The sequence below is a fragment of the Leptospira andrefontaineae genome (assembly GCF_004770105.1).
GTDB classification, from domain to species: Bacteria; Spirochaetota; Leptospiria; order Leptospirales; family Leptospiraceae; genus Leptospira_B; species Leptospira_B andrefontaineae.
Genome location: NZ_RQEY01000001.1, coordinates 242,488 through 263,115, shown reverse-complemented (window position 1 = coordinate 263,115; position 20,628 = coordinate 242,488). Strand labels below are relative to the sequence as shown.

12 protein-coding genes are annotated in these 20,628 nt (G+C 39.1%); 5 read left to right on the top strand and 7 right to left on the bottom strand.

What is annotated here, in order from left to right; all coding sequences use genetic code 11:
- Positions 1 to 124 precede the first annotated feature (124 nt).
- From EHO65_RS01200 to EHO65_RS01190, 3 genes are read left to right on the top strand one after another with little or no spacing between them, the layout of a single operon-like run.
- Positions 125 to 4,063 (top strand): fibronectin type III domain-containing protein, encoded by a 3,939-nt coding sequence (locus tag EHO65_RS01200; RefSeq protein WP_135772425.1) that lies wholly within the window; start codon positions 125 to 127, stop codon positions 4,061 to 4,063.
- A complete protein-coding gene (locus EHO65_RS01195; protein WP_135772424.1) occupies positions 4,063 to 6,432 on the top strand; it encodes a fibronectin type III domain-containing protein in 2,370 nt (789 codons plus the stop codon). Before EHO65_RS01200 ends, EHO65_RS01195 begins: the two co-directional genes overlap by 1 nt.
- A 39-nt stretch (positions 6,433 to 6,471) precedes the next feature.
- Positions 6,472 to 10,404, top strand: coding sequence for a phage tail protein (locus tag EHO65_RS01190; RefSeq protein ID WP_135772423.1), 3,933 nt, complete (start codon positions 6,472 to 6,474; stop codon positions 10,402 to 10,404).
- Positions 10,405 to 10,466: 62 nt separating this feature from the next.
- On the opposite strand, the gene EHO65_RS01185 is transcribed toward EHO65_RS01190, so the two are convergent.
- Together EHO65_RS01185 and EHO65_RS01180 are read right to left on the bottom strand one after the other, a co-directional pair.
- Positions 10,467 to 12,452 carry a PP2C family protein-serine/threonine phosphatase gene (locus EHO65_RS01185; protein ID WP_135772422.1) on the bottom strand — a complete coding sequence of 662 codons (1,986 nt, stop codon included), beginning with the start codon at positions 12,450 to 12,452 and terminating at the stop codon, positions 10,467 to 10,469.
- 197 nt (positions 12,453 to 12,649) lie between these two features.
- On the bottom strand, positions 12,650 to 14,722 hold the full coding sequence (locus EHO65_RS01180) for a glycoside hydrolase family 5 protein (RefSeq protein ID WP_135772421.1): 2,073 nt from the start codon (positions 14,720 to 14,722) through the stop codon (positions 12,650 to 12,652).
- Between the two features lie 189 nt (positions 14,723 to 14,911).
- Between EHO65_RS01180 and EHO65_RS01175 the strand changes: the two genes are divergently transcribed.
- Positions 14,912 to 15,412 (top strand): LIC10604 family protein, encoded by a 501-nt coding sequence (locus EHO65_RS01175; RefSeq protein ID WP_135772420.1) that lies wholly within the window; start codon positions 14,912 to 14,914, stop codon positions 15,410 to 15,412.
- Positions 15,413 to 15,646: 234 nt separating this feature from the next.
- Here EHO65_RS01175 and EHO65_RS01170 read toward each other — a convergent pair whose 3' ends face one another.
- The 3 genes from EHO65_RS01170 to EHO65_RS01160 are packed head-to-tail and all read right to left on the bottom strand — an operon-like array spanning position 15,647 to position 18,452.
- Complete coding sequence (locus EHO65_RS01170) at positions 15,647 to 16,303, bottom strand: class II aldolase/adducin family protein (protein WP_135772419.1); 657 nt, start codon at positions 16,301 to 16,303, stop codon at positions 15,647 to 15,649.
- A complete protein-coding gene (locus tag EHO65_RS01165; protein ID WP_135772418.1) occupies positions 16,300 to 16,956 on the bottom strand; it encodes a class II aldolase/adducin family protein in 657 nt (218 codons plus the stop codon). The genes EHO65_RS01170 and EHO65_RS01165 overlap by 4 nt, the downstream gene beginning before the upstream one ends.
- Positions 16,957 to 16,985: 29 nt before the next feature.
- Positions 16,986 to 18,452: an aspartate aminotransferase family protein gene (locus EHO65_RS01160; RefSeq protein ID WP_135772417.1), complete on the bottom strand. Its 1,467-nt coding sequence runs from the start codon at positions 18,450 to 18,452 to the stop codon at positions 16,986 to 16,988.
- A gap of 148 nt (positions 18,453 to 18,600) precedes the next feature.
- Here EHO65_RS01160 and EHO65_RS01155 point away from each other — a divergent pair, with 148 nt between their 5' ends.
- Positions 18,601 to 19,263 (top strand): TetR/AcrR family transcriptional regulator, encoded by a 663-nt coding sequence (locus tag EHO65_RS01155; RefSeq protein ID WP_135772477.1) that lies wholly within the window; start codon positions 18,601 to 18,603, stop codon positions 19,261 to 19,263.
- On the opposite strand, the gene EHO65_RS01150 is transcribed toward EHO65_RS01155, so the two are convergent.
- Positions 19,235 to 19,948 (bottom strand): hypothetical protein, encoded by a 714-nt coding sequence (locus EHO65_RS01150; RefSeq protein WP_135772416.1) that lies wholly within the window; start codon positions 19,946 to 19,948, stop codon positions 19,235 to 19,237. The genes EHO65_RS01155 and EHO65_RS01150 overlap by 29 nt on opposite strands.
- A 14-nt stretch (positions 19,949 to 19,962) precedes the next feature.
- Positions 19,963 to 20,505, bottom strand: coding sequence for a hypothetical protein (locus EHO65_RS01145; RefSeq protein WP_135772415.1), 543 nt, complete (start codon positions 20,503 to 20,505; stop codon positions 19,963 to 19,965).
- Positions 20,506 to 20,628: the final 123 nt, after the last annotated feature.

Genomic DNA, 20,628 nt, shown 5'->3' with positions numbered 1-20,628 from the left:
GTTGGGTGTCATATGAAATAAAAAAAACATTACCTTCCTTTTTTTCTCGCCAAATTCCATTATTGTCCAGGAATCGCTATAAAATGCCCGATATTTGTGCAATTTTGCGCGAGGTTCAGAAGTTATGAAAATTAGCAAATCATATTATTTGATAATGATGATTGTCTTGGGTGCGATTCATTTTAATTGCGATTATTTATTTAACGATGCTAATGATGTTGATAAACTAAAAAAGCTTGGATTAAGTCCAGGTGTTGTTGTGGCGACTGGCTTCGGAAAGCCAGAGGGCTCTTATATTGTTTCGGAAGATAAAAAGATTCAGGTGTTTATTCCTCAAGGGGCGATGGATTCCGAGGAAAAGTTTGAAATTCGAAAATCTTCAGTAATATCTAGTTCATATCCTGGAAGTTATCTTCCTAGCTCGGACGCATACGAAATTACTCCCTCTTATCGATTTAAAAAGGATGTTACAATTTCCATTTTATTAGATTCATCAAAAGTTGAGTCATTAAATTTAAATAAGAAAAAAAGCAGCGCATTTATTTCATCGGATACTTCTGAAGCAGAAGGTTCAGCTAGACTTTCTGGTTGGAATCCTATTCCTTCTAAATTAAAAGGAGGAAGAATTGAATTCTCTTCTCGCACCTTCTCTATCTTTGGCGCAGGGACTCCGCCACAAGGAAACTTGGCTCCTATAATTAGTGGCGCCACTTATTTTTTTGCACCTAACTTAAGCTATGTTCCGAATAAGATCCGGGCAAAAATTATTGATCCGGAAGGGGATAGCTTTGCTGCAAAACTTTTGATTGGAAAGACAGGTGGTACAATTAACGCCTATAATCTTACCCAGGAACCTGGAACGGATTATTATAGTGCTAATATTCCGTTCCAAGTGTATTCTCTTTCTGGCACTGATGGAATTTTATTTCAAATCTTAGCAATTGATAGTTACGGAAATAATTCACGTATTCCTAATAATACCTTTACCTATCCGACGGATGCCGGTGCTCCTTATGTTGCGGGATACGATGCGGACCAAGATAATGACGGATATTTGGATATTTGGGAAGTAGCAAATGCTTATAATCCAAGTTCCAACGCGAGTCCGGGTATTGGAGCATTGACAGACTCCGATTCTGATGGACTTCCTAACATTGCAGACTCTACTCCAACAGGCCCTTCTTCTCTTACTTTAAATAGTATTTATTTATATCCTGATGCTGTTAGTCTTTCTATTGGTGAATCTGTTGGATTTGGAGTGCAAGGATTTATTAGCGGAGCTCCCCCAACTCAGGTATTTGTTGAGAATGCTACATATAACTTATCTGGTTTTGGACCAAGTGGGACTTCTCCAGGAACTCTAACAAATTCAGTTTTTGGAGCTACGGGACCAGGTATTGCAACTGTTACCGTTACTTCAGGCGCCTTGAACGTCGCTTCAAACTTATCAGTTTATGATACTGTTGGCCCGAATGCAATCTCCGATTTAGGAGCGTATGCAATTTCAACAACTAAAGTTAGGCTAACTTGGACAGCGCCTGGCGATAATGGGGCAGTAGGTTCTGCCGCCGCCTATGAGATTCGTAGATCAACTACTGCAATTACAAATAATACCACTTGTGATGCTGCGACTGCAGTTTATCACGGCTTAACTCCAAAACCTGCTGGTATAACAGAAATTTTGAATATTAACGGATTATCTCCGAATACAACATATCATTTCTGTATTAGAGCATACGATTATGCGGGAAACCGCGCGAATTGGAACGCAGCAGTTTCTATTTCTGCTCGAACCTATTCTTCTCCCGATAGCACTCCTCCTGCAAACATTCTTACTATATCGGCTTCTCCGGTAGGCTCTGATTCGATTCAATTGAATTGGAACGCGGTAGGAGATGATGGAAATACTGGCGCTGCATCTGCTTACGAAATTAGATATTCCGGAAGTCCTATTACTTCAGATAGCCAATGTACTTCTGCCATAGACGTGTTGAATGATGTCCAGCCGTTTACTAACGGAACCCCTGTTTCATTTATAGTTCGAAATTTAGGAAATAGTTCCGTTTATTATTTCTGCGTTCGAGCTTACGACGATTCGAATAATAGAAGCACATGGGGAAGTTCTATTTTAACGGCTGCTACATATCCTGAAAATATTGCTCCAACGGTTTCGTTGAAAGCAAATATCTATTCTCCTTTTGAGAATCCATTAGATTGGAAACTTATTTATGATGCGGGATCATTTATTGCCGCAAAGAATAACCAGATCAGATTAGATTATAATGATTCTGTTGATTCGGATGGAACATTCTGTAATGCCAATACCAGCAATTATCAATACCAATGGTCTATATTGAAAAAGCCTCCTACTTCCGCTTTAACCAGTGGATCTTTTTCTTCTGCCGGTACTAGAAAATCAAACGTTACTCCAGATGTTACTGGGGATTATACTTTCGGTCTTTCTTTTATAGATGACGCAGGATCCTGTTTCGGCGGGGCAAAACAAAAGCTATTTACCTTTTCGGTAAAGGTGATCCCTCGTTATGTGCAACAAGCATACATAAAACCATGGAATGCAGGTGCAGATGATCAATTCGGTGGATATAATTATTTAAATGAAGGAGCCCAGCTTTTCAATTCAATAGATATCGATGGAGATACATTGGTTGTCGGGGTTCAGCTCGAAGACAGTTCCATTGCAACGATTACAAATGGTACGATAAATCCAACCGACAATAATTCTTTGAGTAATGCTGGCGCTGTTTATGTTTATAAGCGTACGGGTAGTAACTGGGCACAAGAAGCCTATCTAAAACCAGGAAATATTAATTCGGCTGATCATTTTGGTTCTGCTGTTGATATTTCTGGCGATTTAATTGCAGTAGGTGCGGAGGGCGACGATAGTAATCAAACGACTATCACAAATGGTACAACTTCTAGTACAAATAACACGGGAACTAATAGAGGGGCAGTCTTTCTCTACAGAAGAACTGGAAGCACATGGGTTCAGGAAGCATACATAAAATCGAGTAATACTTCCGGAGATTTTGGACGTAGGCTCTCATTGGATGGTAATTTATTGGCGGTCCGAGCTCCTGACGATTTGAGTAATCAGAATACTATAACAAACGGAACAACTTCTTCAGCTAATACTAGTTTAGCAACGCCGGGTGGATCCATTTTTGTATATCGTAGAGGTTCCGATTTATTATGGAAACAAGAGGCATATATTAAACCTTTCAATCCAAGGGTAGGAACCTCTTTCGGCAAAATGTTACAGGTTTCCGGCGATACTATTGCGATTGGTGATGCCGCTGAATCGAATAATGTTACTACAATTACCAATGGAACGCCACCAGATAGTACCAATACCGGAATGGCTGATTCTGGCGCTGTTTATATTTATCGATATTCGGGGTTAGTATGGTACCATGAAGCATACATTAAAGTTTTGAATGTAGGGACTTCTGATAGTTTTGGAACTTCTGTATCGCTTAATAATAATCGACTTATAGTTGGATCTCCGTTTGAAGATTCACTATATCCGATCCAAGGAGTTTGGACGGATAATTTCGGAACAGACGTTGGAGCTGCATATATATTCGATCGCGATCAAAATACCGCTTATTGGGCTCAAAGCTCTATGACTAGTACCTATTTAAAATCGCCTTATCCTATTTCAGGAATGCAATTTGGAACACATGTAGTTATTAATGGGGACAGAGCATTTGTCGGAGCAAAGGGGGATGCTTCAGCTGAAAATCGAATTCTTTACGACAAGAAAGTCGGTACGGATACTAGCTTTCCCGCTGCGGGAGCGGTCTTTTCTTTCAAAAGGAATCCTATAACTGGCGTATGGGAACCAGAGGCATATTTCAAACCTAGTAATATCAATGCAGGGGATGGCTTTGGTGTTAGTGTGGCTGTATCAAATAACACGATTGCAATTGGTGCTCCTTTTGAAGACTCCAATCAAACTACAATTACAAATGGTACTACCAGCAGTGGTGATAATAGTACTGTTGACTCGGGTGCTGTTTATATCTACGTGAGGGAAGATTAATGTTTCTCCTGGAAACGGTAAGGGTTAGCAGCTTTATGAAATTAATGGCTCTTATCTGCACATCACTTGTTCTTTCATGTTCTCTATTGTCGGGAGATAAAGATTCGGAGAAGAATAAATCCTTGGCACTTGCGCTTTCATTTTCCACTCCAGGGGAAATTGTCGGTAGTGCCAAGATTGGATCGTCAGGCGGGGAGATAGCTTCTACCGATGGAAAAATTAAGGTTTTGGTTCCAGATGGAGCAGTATTGAATGAAACCGAATTTAAAATTACACGATATTCGTTAAATACTTCTGCGTTACCCGGGAAATATCTCCCGGTATCGGATGCTTATAAATTCGAGCCTGACTTTAGATTTGAAAAGAATGTATTAGTTCGTATCCAAACTGATTCTGCTCTAGCTAATTCTTTGAATTTGAATTTGAATAAAAGCCAAGGATTTATCTCATCTAAAACTAGGGAAAGTGAATCTAGCGCGAGATTATCAAAAGGATGGACTCCTGTAAAATCCTCGATTCAGAACGGGATTATTGAAATAACATCTCGAACTTTTTCCGTTTTCGCAGCAGGATCTCCCCCACCTGGAAATTTAGCACCTATCTTAACTGGGTTATCATATAATTTTAAACCTGGCCTTAGCTACATTCCTTACCAAGCTAGAGTTGAAGTTACTGATCCGGATTTAGATTCAATAGAAGTTAGATTAATCGTAGGTAAGCCTGCTGGAAGTTTAAATTCTTATCTGATGACTAAAGAAGGGGCTACAGACTTCTACAGTACTGAGATCCCTATCGAAGCATATACTCCTACTGGCTTAAGGCTTCAGGTTTTGGCCACTGATAGTTTTGGAAACGTTAGTATAATTCCCAACACAAACACTTATTCTTTCCCGGCTGATACTGGAGATAGCACAATCATTTCTGGCTATACATTGGATCAGGATGCGGATGGATATAATGATCTATGGGAACAAGCTAATTCTTACGACCCATCGGACAATTTAAGTCCTGGAATTGGATTATTGGCTGATGCCGATGGAGATCTTATTCCGGATGGTTCGGATACAACTCCTAACCCGGGAGATCTACCCTCGATTGATACATTTGCGATTTATCCAAAGGAAGTTTTAACTTCAATTGGAGATCCTGTAAGTTTCTCGATCAGCGGAGAAAATTCTGGTCTTCCAGTTTTTATAGAAACTGCTACCTATTCACAGACTGGAGTTGGAATCAATGGCTTGAATGTTGGGACAATGACCGGCTCTACTTTTAACCCGACTTATCCTGGAATAGCGAATGTTTATTCATTTTTTCCAGGATTTTCCGATTACGCTAATATTCAAATCGCGGATACTTTGGTTCCGAATAATATTTCTACATTAGCTGCAACTGCAGTGGGACACACAAAAATTTTATTAAATTGGACGTCTCCTGGTAATAATGGAAACGTAGGGGCTGCTGCGGTTTATGAAATACGAACTTCCGCGTCAAATATTAGTAGTAATGCATTATGTGACTCTGCTGCTGCCGTGTCCCCAGGTATCACTCCAAAGTTAGCCGGTTTGCAAGAATATTATTATGTTAGCGGCCTTTCTCCAAACACTCTCTATTATTTTTGCGTAAGAGCATTTGATTCTGCAGGAAATAGGAACTCTTGGACTGGTTCGAATATTTCTGCAAGAACATACCCAAGCCCGGATGTAACGCCACCAGCAAATATTTCCGGGGTTAGTACAACTATTATTTCGGCATCTCAGATTCGTTTAAATTGGACCGCCGTTGGAAACGATGGGAATACAGGATCTTCTGCAGCTTACGAAATTCGTTACTCAGGAAATCCGATTACAGACGATATAAGTTGCTCTAATGCTTTTGAAGTACAAAATAGTATAGGCGCAACACCTAACGGGACTGCATTGAACTTTACTGTTCCTGGACTAGGATCTAATAGCCAATATTACTTCTGCATTAGAGCCTACGATCCTTCCGGAAATAGATCCCAGTGGGCCTCCATTGTTTCCGCTACAACTTTTCGTGCAAACTTGGCTCCGATTGTCGCGATTAATGGAAGTTCCGTTGCTACAGTTGGAAATTCTAGTTCTCTTTCTGCGGCAACATCGTCTGATCCAGATTCGGCAGTTTGTTCGGCAAATACCGGTAATTATCAATATACCTGGACGTTAGTTTCTAAACCATCTAATTCATCTTTGTTACAGTCGGGGATCACAGGCGCGAGTACTTTGAATATGAGTTTCACAGCGGATGTTTCTGGAAATTATGCTTTCCGGTTCGATTTCAAAGATGATGCAGGAACTTGTTTTGAAGGAAGTAAAACTTCTTCCGGATCATTTTTTATACAGGCTCTATAGGATTCGGGAAATTTTATTATGAGAAGATTCGGAAACATTATGAAAATTCCCAATTTAGCTTTTCTGATCCTGTGTTTTGTAAATTGCAGTTGGTTTGGAGAAGGGAAAAGATATAATGATAATCTCTTATTACTCGGGTTGTATAAATCAGGAGAAGATGTCCCGAAATCCTTTTTTGTAGGATCAGGCACGATAGGTCCAAACGGTGGTTCTATTATCTCTTCAGATAAAAAATTTCAGTTATTTATTCCGGCAAACGCATTGGATAAAACTATAGAATTTCAGATAAATAAATTTACCAATCTGAATGATGATGCTTTACCGAATTCTTATTTTCCGAGTTCGGAGGTGTATGAGATAACGCCGTCTTATAATTTTAAAAAGGCAGTGAATATCTCCATAGTAATGGACTCTTCTAAGATTGCCAATCTCGGGTTATCAAAAAATAAATCGCTCGGATTCTCTGCGATTTCCACTAATAGTTCGAAAGAATCTGCTATTATAAATGGGTGGGTTGCGGGAAATAGTAAGGTTCTAAATGATCGAGTAGTTCTTACTTCACAGAATTTTTCTTACCTGGCAGTCGGGACTCCACCTCCAGGAAATTTAGCTCCAATAATTTCAGGGGTAACTTATTACTTCCAGAAAGGTCTTCAGAATGTTCCAAATCAAATTAGAGCAAAAGTTTTAGATCCGGAAGGAGATAATTTTGAAGTTTTTATTCTTATAGGAAGACAAAATACAAGAATGTACGCTGTTCCTATGAATAGGGAAGGAACAACTGATTTCTATTCCTATACTATTCCTCCGGATTTATATACAGCGGGGCCAGTAACTTTAAATTCACTTCCTAGATTCCAAGTAGTCGCAGAAGATTCTTGGAAAAATTCAGCATCTGTTCCAAATTCTCTTCCGTTTGTATATCCAACGAGTGATCCTTCAATTTCGTTATCATCTTTTAACCCAAATCAAGATGGTGATGCTTGGGTAGATTTATGGGAGGTGAATAATGGATACAATCCGAATAGTTCATCTAGTCCTGCTATATCAATTCCAGATACCGATTTAGATGGAATAGGTGATGGCAATGATAACTATATACCAGGGAATCTAACCGATCTGATTGTAGAAAGAGCAGTTCCTGCCAAACCAATCTTGGGGTCTACGAAAACTTTTGTTGGGGGACCTCTTGTTAAAAAAGGTGGGCAAATAGTAATTCCTTTCGGGAATACTAGTACGGATGGTATTGAAGTTAATCCTGATAGTGATTCGAGTCTTTCAGTTGTTCAGCTGCAAGATGATTTATCTATTTTCACAGCTCAATTGGCTGGAACGAAATCGTATAAATGGAAACAAAATTATTCACTTACAGAAGCAAGTTTTACTCCGACAGTTTATGGCTCTGAAATTTTACATTCTTCTACCGATTTTAGTACATTCTTAATTACCAGGGTCAGTAATCGTGAAGCTGCATTTACTTGGAGAATGCCTCTTAGTGTATTGGAATATGGAATAATTCCTAATGTTGATCTAAGATATTCACCGTCCGTAACGCCAATTACTAATGATCGAGAATGTGATCTTGCGACACCATTACCAATTATATCTAAATCATTTTCGAATGCACCGAGTGGTCAAATTGCCGGAGATGTAAGGTTCAGTGTATTAGGCCTTACGCCTAATACAAGTATTTCATTATGTGTAAGAATTGATTCCAGAAGTGTTTCTCGAACTATTTGGGACAATACTACTCCTGTAACTTTGATTATTCCGTTTTCTTGGGTAGATGTAGTATCTCCATCTACGATCTCTAATTTAACGGCCACAACTTTATCTGATTCTTCGATACAGCTAAGTTGGCCTGCGGTTGTGAATAGTGGAAGTTTTGGGCCTGTGACGACGCAATATGTATTTCGCGCTTCTGTATCTGATTCTGGACAATCAAATTGTTCCGCCCGTCCTATTCTTGGTAATCTTAATAATCTTTCAGCTCCAGGAACTCCCCTTATATTTAATATCGGTTTCCTATCTGGGAATACGGTGTATTATTTTTGTATAGAAGCTATAGACCCATCAGGTAATAAAAGTATTTCCAATACTGCTATTGTCACAACTTTCCCAACAAATTTAAGTCCTGTCTTTGGTTCAAATTCTACTAGCTTGGATGTTCCCAAAAATATTCCTGTCATCTTAGATGAATCTTCAGTTGCTGATCCAGATGGCGTTTTTTGTGGCGCAAACACGGGGAGTTACATATATAGTTGGAGTTTTATTTCGGTTCCAAGCGGTTCAACGCTTACTAACGCAAATATTTCAAATAGTAACACAACCATTGCGAGTTTCACACCTGATTTAGTAGGCACTTACCAGATTAACTTCTCCTTTACGGATCATCAAGGCAGTTGTTATCCAACAAACAAAACAGTTTCTAGGACCTGGACTGTAAATGTTCATACAAATATCTTTCAAGAAGCATACATTAAGCGGGATATTTTTGAAAATAACGGTTTGTTTGGATCTGCAGTTGCAGCGGATGGGGATTACTTAGCAGTAGGATCACCTGGAGATGACGCCAATCAGACTACGATTACAAATGCAACATTTTCAAATGCAAATACTTCTTCTACGGACTCCGGTGCAGTATTCATCTATCGTAAAACTTCTTCCGGAAATTGGATCCAAGATGCATATATTAAACCTTCTAATGCGATCGCCGGACAATTATTCGGCCAAGTTATTGCTTTAGAAGGTGATCTTTTGGCGGTAGGAAATGAATGGGACACTACTCGTCAAACTACAATTACGAATGGAACTACAAACGCTCCTGCCCAAAGTACAACGTATACTACAACCGTTCCGGGACAAGTAAGATGTGGTATTTGGATGGATGGTAACGGAATTCCCTGGGAAATCTGTATTACCGATCCTCCAAGAACAAAAGAATTTTCTATAATCGGCGAAGGTTCAGTATATCTTTATCGCAGAAAATCAACAGGTTGGGAACAAGAAGCGTATCTTAAGGCACCTAACGCGACTCAATCTTTGAGTAGAGGGGATAGATTTGGGGCTACTATTGACATTGAAAATGGCTCTGTTTTCGTTGGGGCTCCTTTTGAACGTGGGAATCAGACTACGATTAGTACTGGTACTTACGCCGCTAATGATACTATCGCTACTGATAAAGGCGCGGTCTATTCTTTTGTGAAAGATGGATCTTTGTGGAGATTTGATACCTATTTTAAAACAAGTCTGGTTGGACTTGGCTTCTTTGTAAAAGCGGCTGGAAATCGACTTGCTGTTACGGATAATGCAAATCATTTGTATATTTATAGAAATGACTCCGGTGTTTGGACACAAGAGGCAATTATTTCTCTGGCGACTACAATTTCAGGAATTAATCCAATTGATTTTGATGGAAATAGAGTGGCTGTTGCTTTAGTGAATGATATTAATAATTTATATTATGGAATTTTAAATAGCACAACAGTGATTCCGAACTCGCTTTCTAACTCTGCTGGAGCAGTAGTGACATATGTAAGAAGCGGAACTACTTGGAATTACGAATCTTTTATTAGACACCCGAGACAGATTGTCGATACTACTTTTGCAAGTTCCTTGTCATTACAAGGAAATTTATTGGCAGTAGGTTTTGAGGGTGATAGTTCAAATAATAATGTAATTAAATACGGAAAGAATTACGGAAATGGAATAGCTTCTCCGACTTCGGGAGCGGTTCAATTATATCGATTTAATTCTGGAATTGGATGGGCAGAGGAAGCATATATAAAACCGATAAATCCAGCTCCAATCGGCTTATTTGGTAGATCAATTTTCTTTAATTCGAATCGACTATATGTGGGGGCTCCGGGAGAGCCAAGTAGTTACACAGGAATTATTAATGGTGCAGGAGCTGGGAATGATCAATCTGCTCCCGGTCGAGGTTCCGTATACGTATATACGCTGCAGCCTTAATGTTAATAAGAAGTTTTTTGAAAAGTTGCTGAAAGAGTTGGAAAAGAAATTTTTATAAAGTTTCAGAAACCTTTCGATTTCAAAAACTCGTCCAGTTTGCCTACTAACGCACTTTCTCCATCTAATTCTTTTGCTTTTTCCAGTATGGATCTTGCGTCTTTGAATTTATTCAGAAGTCTATAATTGTCTGAAAGATTGATCAGGTTCGCTAGACGATGAGGTTGGGTATTCCGGACCTTCTCTGCCGCGTCTGCTGCACGTTGGAATTCCTTCATATGTTTATAACATAGGGACAATAAAAACCAGATATTATGGGACTCAGGGTCCAAGTTCAAATAACGTTCTAACCATTTTGAGGCTTTGGAGAATTCTTTTTTGTCGTAATAGATCTGTCCGATCAATCTTGCAGATTCTTTAAAATTTGGAGCCAAGTTCCAGGATAATTCTAGAAGCTCTAGAGCTATCGGTACTTCTTTTTTCGCTATATGTTGTTTCGCTTGGTTGTACTTTGCTACTGCATCGTTATACTTAGGATGTTCCGGATCTATCAGTTCTTTATAGCCGATTCGGATGAGGGAAAGATCGTCGGCAATTGCACCTACTCCATGAAGTTTTCCTGCGATTGTGTCCAGATCCCCTTTGGAATCTTCTACGATACGAACGAATAAGTTCTCGTCCTCGTTCATCTTCCAATTGATCCCGTCAGAGCTGATATTAATATCATCTCTTCCGTCCGAACCTAAAAACAGAACATCTCCTGGTTGTAGATAAGATTCATGAATTTTAATATTCGCACCGAATGGAGAACCTAATTTCCATGAGGAAAGTTCTGGAGACAAGAAAGAAGATCTATCGTCTCTAAACAATACCGGCCAAGGATGTTCCGCGTTCAGTATGAATATCTTTCCGGTTTTATCATGGATGAGTCCAAAGATTGCAGAAGCCATCATGGTTCCATCGAATGTCCTAAAAATTTCGTCCAGTTCTCTATGAGTTTGGAGCATCCAAGCTTCCGGATTGATATCGATTGTCTTACCATGGCTTGCGGAGCGAGAAAGGATATTGTTTACCGCGGTTCCAAGTACAATTGCTCCTCCTGCACCTTGGAGAGATTTTCCCATTGCATCTCCATTTAAGAAGAAGGTCCATTTTTCCTTTTCGGAACCGAACAGTAAATTTCCGCTAATACAAATATCTCCGCCTAGCTCGGATTCTCTATTTTTGAATGTGAATTTTTTCTTTTGTTCTATATAGAAGATTGTGCTCACATCTTGGGAAGTATTCCAGTTTGTCATGAGCGGTTTACTCAAAAGAGAAGTGAGATAATAATCCCCATCTTGCTGGACCTTCAGAGCCTGGATCTCTTCCATTCTTTTGGTGACTTCTATTGTTCTTTCGTCGACCTTCTGCTCTAAAGTACTTGCGTATTCTTCTTCTACCGCGCCAATCCTACGGAAAATCAGGATCACACTTCGGGTAATATAGGATACTACTGCTAAAAATACTAACTTTAAGGATTGTTCCGATATGGATGCGTATCCCGGGGAAATTACTTTGAGTTCATCTTCTGTGAACTCGACTCCTCTAAAAATCGTATTAATGATTACGAGGCCTTGTCCTACAACGCTAACGATCCCGGAAAGTTTCGCGACAGTAGGAGAAAGTAGTAGAACGGAATAGACGATAAAGATCATATTGATCGCGTATAATACCATCTGGCGGATCACTCCGGAGGCCATATTCCGATCGGTCCAAGAGGCGACGAACATGACCACACAAATGATCGTGATATCTGCGATTACGGAAACCTTCCCGACCATGGAAGGAATCATTCCGAATTTTTTATTACAGTAATAATTATAGAACGCGTAGCCCAGCATCGAGCTGGTTCCTATTAGATACGCTGCGTTTTGAACTGCGGAGCTTTGGGTCCACGATGCGGCAAGCGAGGCTAAAAAAAGTCCTGCTAAACCGAATCGGATCCGATTGATTGTCAGTGGACCGGAGGCTATAATTCGCTCCGTTATAAGTTCCTTTTTTTCTTCCATCCCTAATCGGCCTCTTTTGGATATCGCCTTAGTATTTGGATTAGTGAATATATTTTTGAACGTATCATCTACAAATTTTTTACAGAATGTAGGATAGATGTAAAAATATAATCTCTCTTCCAAATACTTAAGACGGAAAAAATAAGAGAAAAGTAAGTGGCTCCTTTAAAAACAATCTCGCAATTTAAAACTTTCTTTTATTGTTCGGTCGGATAACCTCCATAAGTCATTTTGCCAGTAAAGTATATCGGGCTCTTCTTTTCGTTTAATATTCTAATATTTAACCCCGCTTGCAAAGTCTGTAATGCTTGGATATCAAACGTAGAGCCCAATCCATCTACTAAGAGTGCATAGTGTATGGCTTCGTTCGGATCTTCTTCCGGATCAAGATCATCCCAGATTAATGCCAAGTTTCCAGAGCCACTTTCTCGATTCCTATCGTCCGTTAAGATTGCTTCGTTCGATTCTTGCAGTATTATTCCGGGGATTTGTTTGTTATAGATACGTTTCTCTGTGATTAGAGCAGTATCATTTCTATTAAAATGAGGAGGCAGATAAATTTCAGTAGGAGCATCCGAACTTCTTCCTTTCCAAACTACTAAGATGAATCTTTTATCACCGAAGTATTTTGTTCCGTTCTGAAGAGTTTTAATCGCAGCCCATGCAAATACATTATTCCATGTATCATATCCAATTGCGTTATAATGAGAACTTATAGCTCTTCCTTGGATCCTTCTGACATATGCCCTCTGGGTCACATGATAATCCATATTGAATGTAGTTCCATAATTCCCGATCACTGAGAAGTCTTCATTGTTCCAAGCATCCTTGGTAGTGATAAGTTTAGAACTGTTGCCGTTCATATATTCGTTATGTTTATCATAATAATAATCCCAATGCCATTGGGTACCGGATACGATCGGATTGTAGAAGTCCGCGAATCTTGTTTTACTAGTCTGAGCCTTGTCTGAGATTTCCATAGCTTGGTAGACTGCATTGATCATTCTAGGAGTGTCTTTTGCGCCAACACCTTTTAACCACATTCCGAATTCACTTAAGAAAGATGGAATATTCAAGAATCTTGCTTCTTTCCGGATCTCATCTAAATATTTGAAATAGGTGGCGTTGTCTATTCCTGTTAGATCTGTTCCCATTCTTCCTGCATCATAAAAGTGAGAATTGAATGCGAATCCTTCTCCGGGAAGGGTAGTTAAATGTCCTCCTCCGGTTGCAGGGGCGACAACTCCTACGTTTGTGTTCCAGAACACCAATGGTTCCGCAAATACTAGTTTATTCTGCCATCCATTTTGTGTTAGGGTTTCTCTTACCTTTCTATAAAAAGGCCATAATTTTTGGTTATCCCATTGTGCGGGACTTAAACCTTCCATTCCTCCGTCCACAGGTTCGTTAAACGGATCCAATCCTACTATATAATCGAACTCTTCTGGACTTAATTTTTCTTTAATATAGGCTACTGTCTTTCCGATCTGCCAAAGATATTCAGTTTGAACATATCTTGTCCCTGAAGAAGTAGAAATAGATGTATTATTCCAAAAATTCCGGAAACCTTTGCGAACTGCTTCGTTTGTAAGATTGTTTTGGCTCCAAGTTGCACAGATAATCCCGCAATATTCCGAAGGATAAGAACTCCCTGAGATAATCCAAGAAGGAGCACCATTTCCGGTATGCCAGGAGTTTTTATTAAATAGATGTCTTGAATAAAGATCTTGGTGGTAATCGAGTAGAATATACATCTTCTTGGAGATCGCTTTTCTCATCTGAGAAATAATAGCATCCAAATATGTATAATTGATCGTGTTCACAGAAGGATGAGTTCCTTCCCAGGCAATTGTGAATCGGATCATATTGGAACCGGTGGTCTTTCCTAATCTATTAAACGCAGTTTCCGCATCCGAATCATTTGCAAAAGGTTTGAAACCGTGTTGAACAAGTTTTACATTCCCTGAGATATTGAACCCGCGGAAGGATACTTCCCTTCCTAAGCCATCCAAGAAAATTTTATCGATGACTCCGTTATAAGTTTTATCCCCAACTAAGATCTTGCGTTCTAATTCATTGTTTATATAGTCCAGACTATGCGAAGTAGTAGATTCCGTATTAAATCCTAAACTGGAATATTGGGACCTAAAATTTGGATTTGTATCGTTTCCGAGTAGGCCAATTAATTCCGGAGATATATTTTTTTCCGGACTGCAGGCGAAAATGCAGATAACACCGAGGGCGATTATATATTTTTGTATTCTCTTCATGGGCGAGCAAGATAGATATTTCGCCCAAAGATCCAAGTTTTATTTGATAAAATGGAAATTAATAGACTATCTATATTTCTTAATCCAAGAAATAACTGTGTGTAAATTAAGTTTTTTGAAATTGGTTTATAATTAGTGAAGCCTATAAATACTTATATTTCACTTAATCAAAATACACGGAGAAGGTAGATGAAGATTGTTTGGATCATTTTGTTTAGCTTGGTAGGTTTTATAGTCTTACTTGTGCTTTCAGGATATTTACTTCCGAAAGATCATATTGCAAGTGTGGAGAAAGATTTTTCTTCTTCTTCTGAAAACATTTTTAAGATAATTCGGAATATCCGGGAATATAAGGATTGGAGAAGCGGGTTAGAATCCGTAAATATAGAATCCGATAAAATTTGGATAGAATCTGATTCTCACGGGAATAATATTCGTTTTGGAATTATAGAGGAACGTTTTCCTAACTATTTACATACTAAAATATTAAGCGAAGATCTTCCTTTTGGCGGAGGTTGGGAATTCGATATTCATCAGAATGGCCCGAATACAAAATTGAAAATTACTGAAAATGGTTTTGTAACGAATCCACTATTTAGAGTTCTTTCTAAATTTGTATTCGGGCATGACGCAACTATGAAAGTTTATTTGGAAGATCTCAGTAAGAAGTTGGAAACGTCCGAGAAGTGATTGGCGGCAAGAACAAGAGAAAGTTGTAAATAGAAATTTCTGCGAGAATTCTGTTGGAATTCCAACAAGCTTTGGGATTTAAATTTCGCTTGTTGAAGATCCGATTTTGTGATATAGGGATCGGAATGTGAAATTTTTCTCCACCGCTACGCTCCAGCCCCCACCCAAAGAGGGCGGGGCCGCCATCAGCCAAATCCAGATCTACAGTGGATCCAACTTAGCACAAAAAGAATCTTATCCTCGGTTCTTCTCCGCTTGTTTAGAGTATTTTCTCTGATAAACAAATCTGATTGCTTCTGCTTCTAACCATGGAACTGGTTTTCCGCCGCCCAGAATTTTAGATTCTACGAATGCCTTGCTTGCTTTTTCTAAAACCATGCAAACCGCATGAACATCATCTAAACTTTTATGAGCACATAACGCTCCCACATCTTGAAGATATACTGCGTTTCTTCTGCTAATGGCAGAGACGATTTTCTTTAATCCCTTTTCATCTTTTTGATTCGGAACTACTTTTGCATTCGGGCCTACAATCTGGGCCATATCATCAAGGAAGGGACGTACAGTTGTTCCCGCCATAGAGCATGTCGTCACATTTTCTTGAGTAGAGTGAATGATAACGCTGAATTCAGGTCTTGCTAAATATAGAGTAAGATGTTGGATCGCTTCGTCAGGAATATCTTTCGGAAAGATCTGATTTTCTTCCAAAGGAATTTCTAATAGAGCGGTCTTAGCTTTTTTACCAATTGTGTTTAGGTCTGCCTTTTTAGGTGTGATCCAAATACTTTTTCCAATCTTAACGCTGGCGCATCCATTCTTAGCTAAAATTCCTTCCTTCACTAATTGAGGGAGAAATTTCTGAAGATCCATCGGGCTATCAGGAGCTTTCATGCTGTTTTTACCAGTCCATAGTTTTTGAGATACCAAGAGCGAATGGAATCCCTATCTCCTTTCTTATAACCGGAAACTTTTAAGAATTCTTTTTCAATGAATAATTGGCAAACTCTCTCTAGTTCGAGTGCAACTTGAAAAGCGTCTTCCATATCTTTTCCCACACAAAGAGTTCCATGGTTTGCTAAAAGAACCGCTTTACTTCCAGATTTATCCAATGCTTGGATTGCCATCTTGATCAGTTTCTTAGTTCCAGGGAGAGAATAGTTGGTACAAAGTACAGGTCCTCCAATGATCTTTTTCATCTGAGGATTTAGGACAGGCACATCTTTTCTTGCGGCTGCAACTACTGCAGCTTGTAGTTGGTGAGTATGAATTACCGCACCAATATTTGGACGAAGTTTATAAGCAGCAGAGTGAAGTCCTTTCTCATAAGAAGGTTTAATCTTTCCGATATGAGTAAGATCATCAATGTTTACTTGTACAATCTCTTCGGGAGTAAGATCTTCGTAAGTTCTGCCGGTAGGAGTGATCGCAAAATAATTTTCATCGATACGTTGGCTGATATTTCCCCAAGTTCTTGCGATCAAACCGGACTTCAAAAGTCGGATCCCTGTATCTCGAACGATTTTTTTGGCCTTATCTATTTCCATCTTCTTCTCCTATTCAGCAGACTTAAAGGTTATACACCTTCGACTTTCTGGAAAACTCTCTCGAATCTTTTTAGTGCGTCGTCGATCACTGCATCTGTGTCCGCAGCACTTGTATATAAGCGGCTACCTGCTAATGTAACAATACCTTCTGCCATGTATGCTGCACCCATTTCTTCCATCGCTTTTTTGCGAGTGTGAGCCTCTTTGATCGTGGATTTAATCTTCCAGAATTTTTTGATATCGATCTCTAAAAGCATGGTTCCAACAGTTTCCAAATGGCAGATAGATCCCTGGTTGAATGCTACGAAAGGTAGATTATACTTCTTAATTAGTTTTTGTAAACCTGCAGTGATCCTATCTCCTGCTCTTCCCGCTTTTTCACAGGCTTTTTGTTTTTCGATCTCAAGAAGAGTATAATAACCTGCAGCAGAGCTAAGAGGGTTTGCCGCCATGGTTCCACCTATCAGTGCCTTTTTGACACCGGTTTGAAGTCCTGCAGAAAGATACTTCATGTATTCCTTCTTTCCACCCAATCCACCGGCGGAAGGATAACCGCCGGCAACTACTTTACCGAATACGGTTAGATCCGGAGTGACTCCATAATACCCTTGAGCGCCGCTTAGGCCTATACGGAACGCAGTAACAACTTCATCAAAAATCAGTAATGCTCCATACTTGTCGCAAAGTTCTCTGACTCCTTTATTGAAGTCCATATCTATAGGGCGAGTTCCACTTTCCGGTCCGATCGGTTCTAAGATAACTGCAGCCGTACCGCCTCTCCAGCGATTTCTTTTTAAGGTTCTTTCTAATGCGTTTAGATCATTTGGATAGAATTCTTGAGTGTATTTGAAAACATGTTTAGGAATTCCGTGAGACTCAAAATGTCTCGTGCCTGGAAGGCGAAGTCCATACGCAAGTTGATCACTCCAACCGTGATAAGCTCCGCCCATCTTCACAATATTTTTCTTTTTAGTAGCAAGTCTTGCGACACGGATAGAAGCCATACATGCTTCCGTTCCGGATCCTAACATACGGAACATTTGCACAGAAGGCATGTGCTCCACAATCTTCTCCGCAAGTCTTAACTCATATTCATGGAATAGACCTGTTACTGGTCCTGTGGTTTCCAGAAGTTTAACAACCTGTTTACGAATATTAGTAGGGTTACTTCCTAAAACGGTAGGACCTCCAGCTTGCAGGAAATCTATGTATTTGTTCCCATCCAGATCAAATAAATGCGCTCCGGAAGCCTTTGTGAAAACAAGAGGGAAGGGATAATTGAATGCAAGGTTATGCTGCACTCCCCCCGGGATATATTCGGAAGCTTCCGCGATCATAGTTTTGGATTTAGAGCATTTCTTTTCAAAATATTCCTGAAGGTATTTCTCCATTTCATTCTTCTTAATGGAGCGAATTGGCTGGCGAATCAGGTCGTGAAGTTGCTTATAAACCCCTTTTACGTCTGGGTATTGAGAAATTGCGAAGCCGGTAGACATATCTTTTTCCTTTTTTTGCGGAATATAAGTTGACAGTGAGTGAATACTCACTCACTGTCAACTAGAAAATACAGAAAAGATGCATCCGGGAAAATTTTCCGTATTCCGGAGCTTAGGAACCGCTCAGGTAGTAAATATAGGAAGTACTGTGGCCGAATTTACCTCTTCAAAATACAATAGAGATACTTTTGATAAGATCCCGGAAGAAAAAAGGACCAGGATACTTTCCGTTGCGATTGCAGAATTTGCAAACCGAGGTTTCAATAATGCAAACACGAATATTATTGCGAAAAAGGCCGGGATCAGCGTTGGGTCCTTGTACAAATACTTTGATACAAAAGAAGATTTCTTTCTTACTGCTGTCGGTTATGGGATCCATCAATTAGAAAAAACGTTAGAAGAAGTTCTTAGTGAAGAAAGTGATCTGTTCGGTAAGATTGAAAGAATACTAAGGATTATCCAAAAACATTCGAGAGAAAATAGAGATATTATCCGTTTATACAATGAGATCACTGCAGAAGGAAATTCGGAATTGATCAGAGGACTTTCCTCTGATATGGAAAGTGTTTCCGCAAAAGTATACACTTCTCTCTTGGCAGAAGCGAAGAAGTCCGGATCCGTCGGTAAAGATGTAGATGAGAAAATTTTCGCATTCTGTATCGATAATCTTTTTATGATACTTCAATTCTCTTATGCAACCGAGTATTATCGAGAAAGAATGAAAGTCTATTTGGGAAAAGACTTTGATAACGATGAGAAAGTTGTAAAAGGGATGATGTCTTTTATTCGTAGGGCGCTGGAGAAGAAATAGGATTCCAATTAATTTTACCTTCGGATATATCAAGACATTTCATTAATCCGATTTCTATGGATTCAGATTTAGAACTTCCAACATAAGGAGGAGCTAACATGTTAAGAAAAATTTGTGATGTAGCCGATTTTACTGGATCAATGGATTCAGTCGAACTTCTATCTAGACTTATAGATTCTATATTATATTTCCAAAACAGGGACTGAAAGCCTACCCAGGCAGAAACATCCGTTAAATGGAATATGAATTTGTAGCTTATATATCTAGCGGTAGCCTTCCAAAATGTATTCTCAGAAAATGCAGAAGCTTTAACAGGCTGTTCAGGTGGACCTGGCCCTTCCTGATAGAATAAACTTGCATTATGATGTCTTTCCCCAGTGAGTATCGCAGAATAAAATTCGAGTCGATTTTCGATCATGGGATTAACTTTTAGAGACAGTTTTAATCCGATCAGCGGTCCTTTCATGGACTCGAACATATTATTTCTCTGTAACCCGTTTATATAAAACGAAGAAGAATAGATAGGGTTCATGACAGAACTATGTTCAGGACTTTTGGTCCAAGTTTGTAAATATCCCAATGAAGGTCGGATTTGGAATAAATTATCCGAATATGTTAGGTAACTTATATCACCTTTAATAAATGTCTGGCTGTTTGTGAAAGGGTGATTCGCCGCTGAATTCAAATTTAAATTTGCATTTAGTATATATTGATTAAAATCGCGAGCTTCTCCTGTAAATGTAGACCCGGAGAATGAAGAAGATATTTTTTCCAATAATAGTTCAATTCGTAAGACGCAGTTGGCCCGGGTTTATTATTCCTATTTCCATTTACAAAAATATTATTTTCTTCTCCGTATAATCCCACTTCTCCCATATCTCTAAGTTTGAACGCAACAAGATCACGTGTTGATTGATATGTCCCGTATCCGATTCCGAGGCTGAACTCGAATTTATGTTTTAGTAAATTCGTTTTTTCATTTTCTAATCCAGAAGGTTTTTTAGGACTTTCGACAGTTTCGTTTGTTACTGGTATATCCTGGATATTTTTTATGAACTTTTTCTCTAATTTACCAATAATGCCGTTTGCAGTCTGGATCTTTATATATTCTTCTGTTTCTTCTAAAACCTCTCCAACAACTACAACTCCTCTCTTAAGGTAAATTGCTTTCTCTGCACTGTATGAAAAGTGAAATGGAGATAGTATGAATGCTGTTAATAATAGTCGTTTACAATTATTCATAATGTCACTATCGAATTACAAAACACAAATCTTTTCATCTAAGTGTTTCGTTGGTGAAAGCAAGAAAGGACCTAAGAAGAAACAATTTCATCTTCGAGGTATCCTTTATCTTAAAAGGATGGA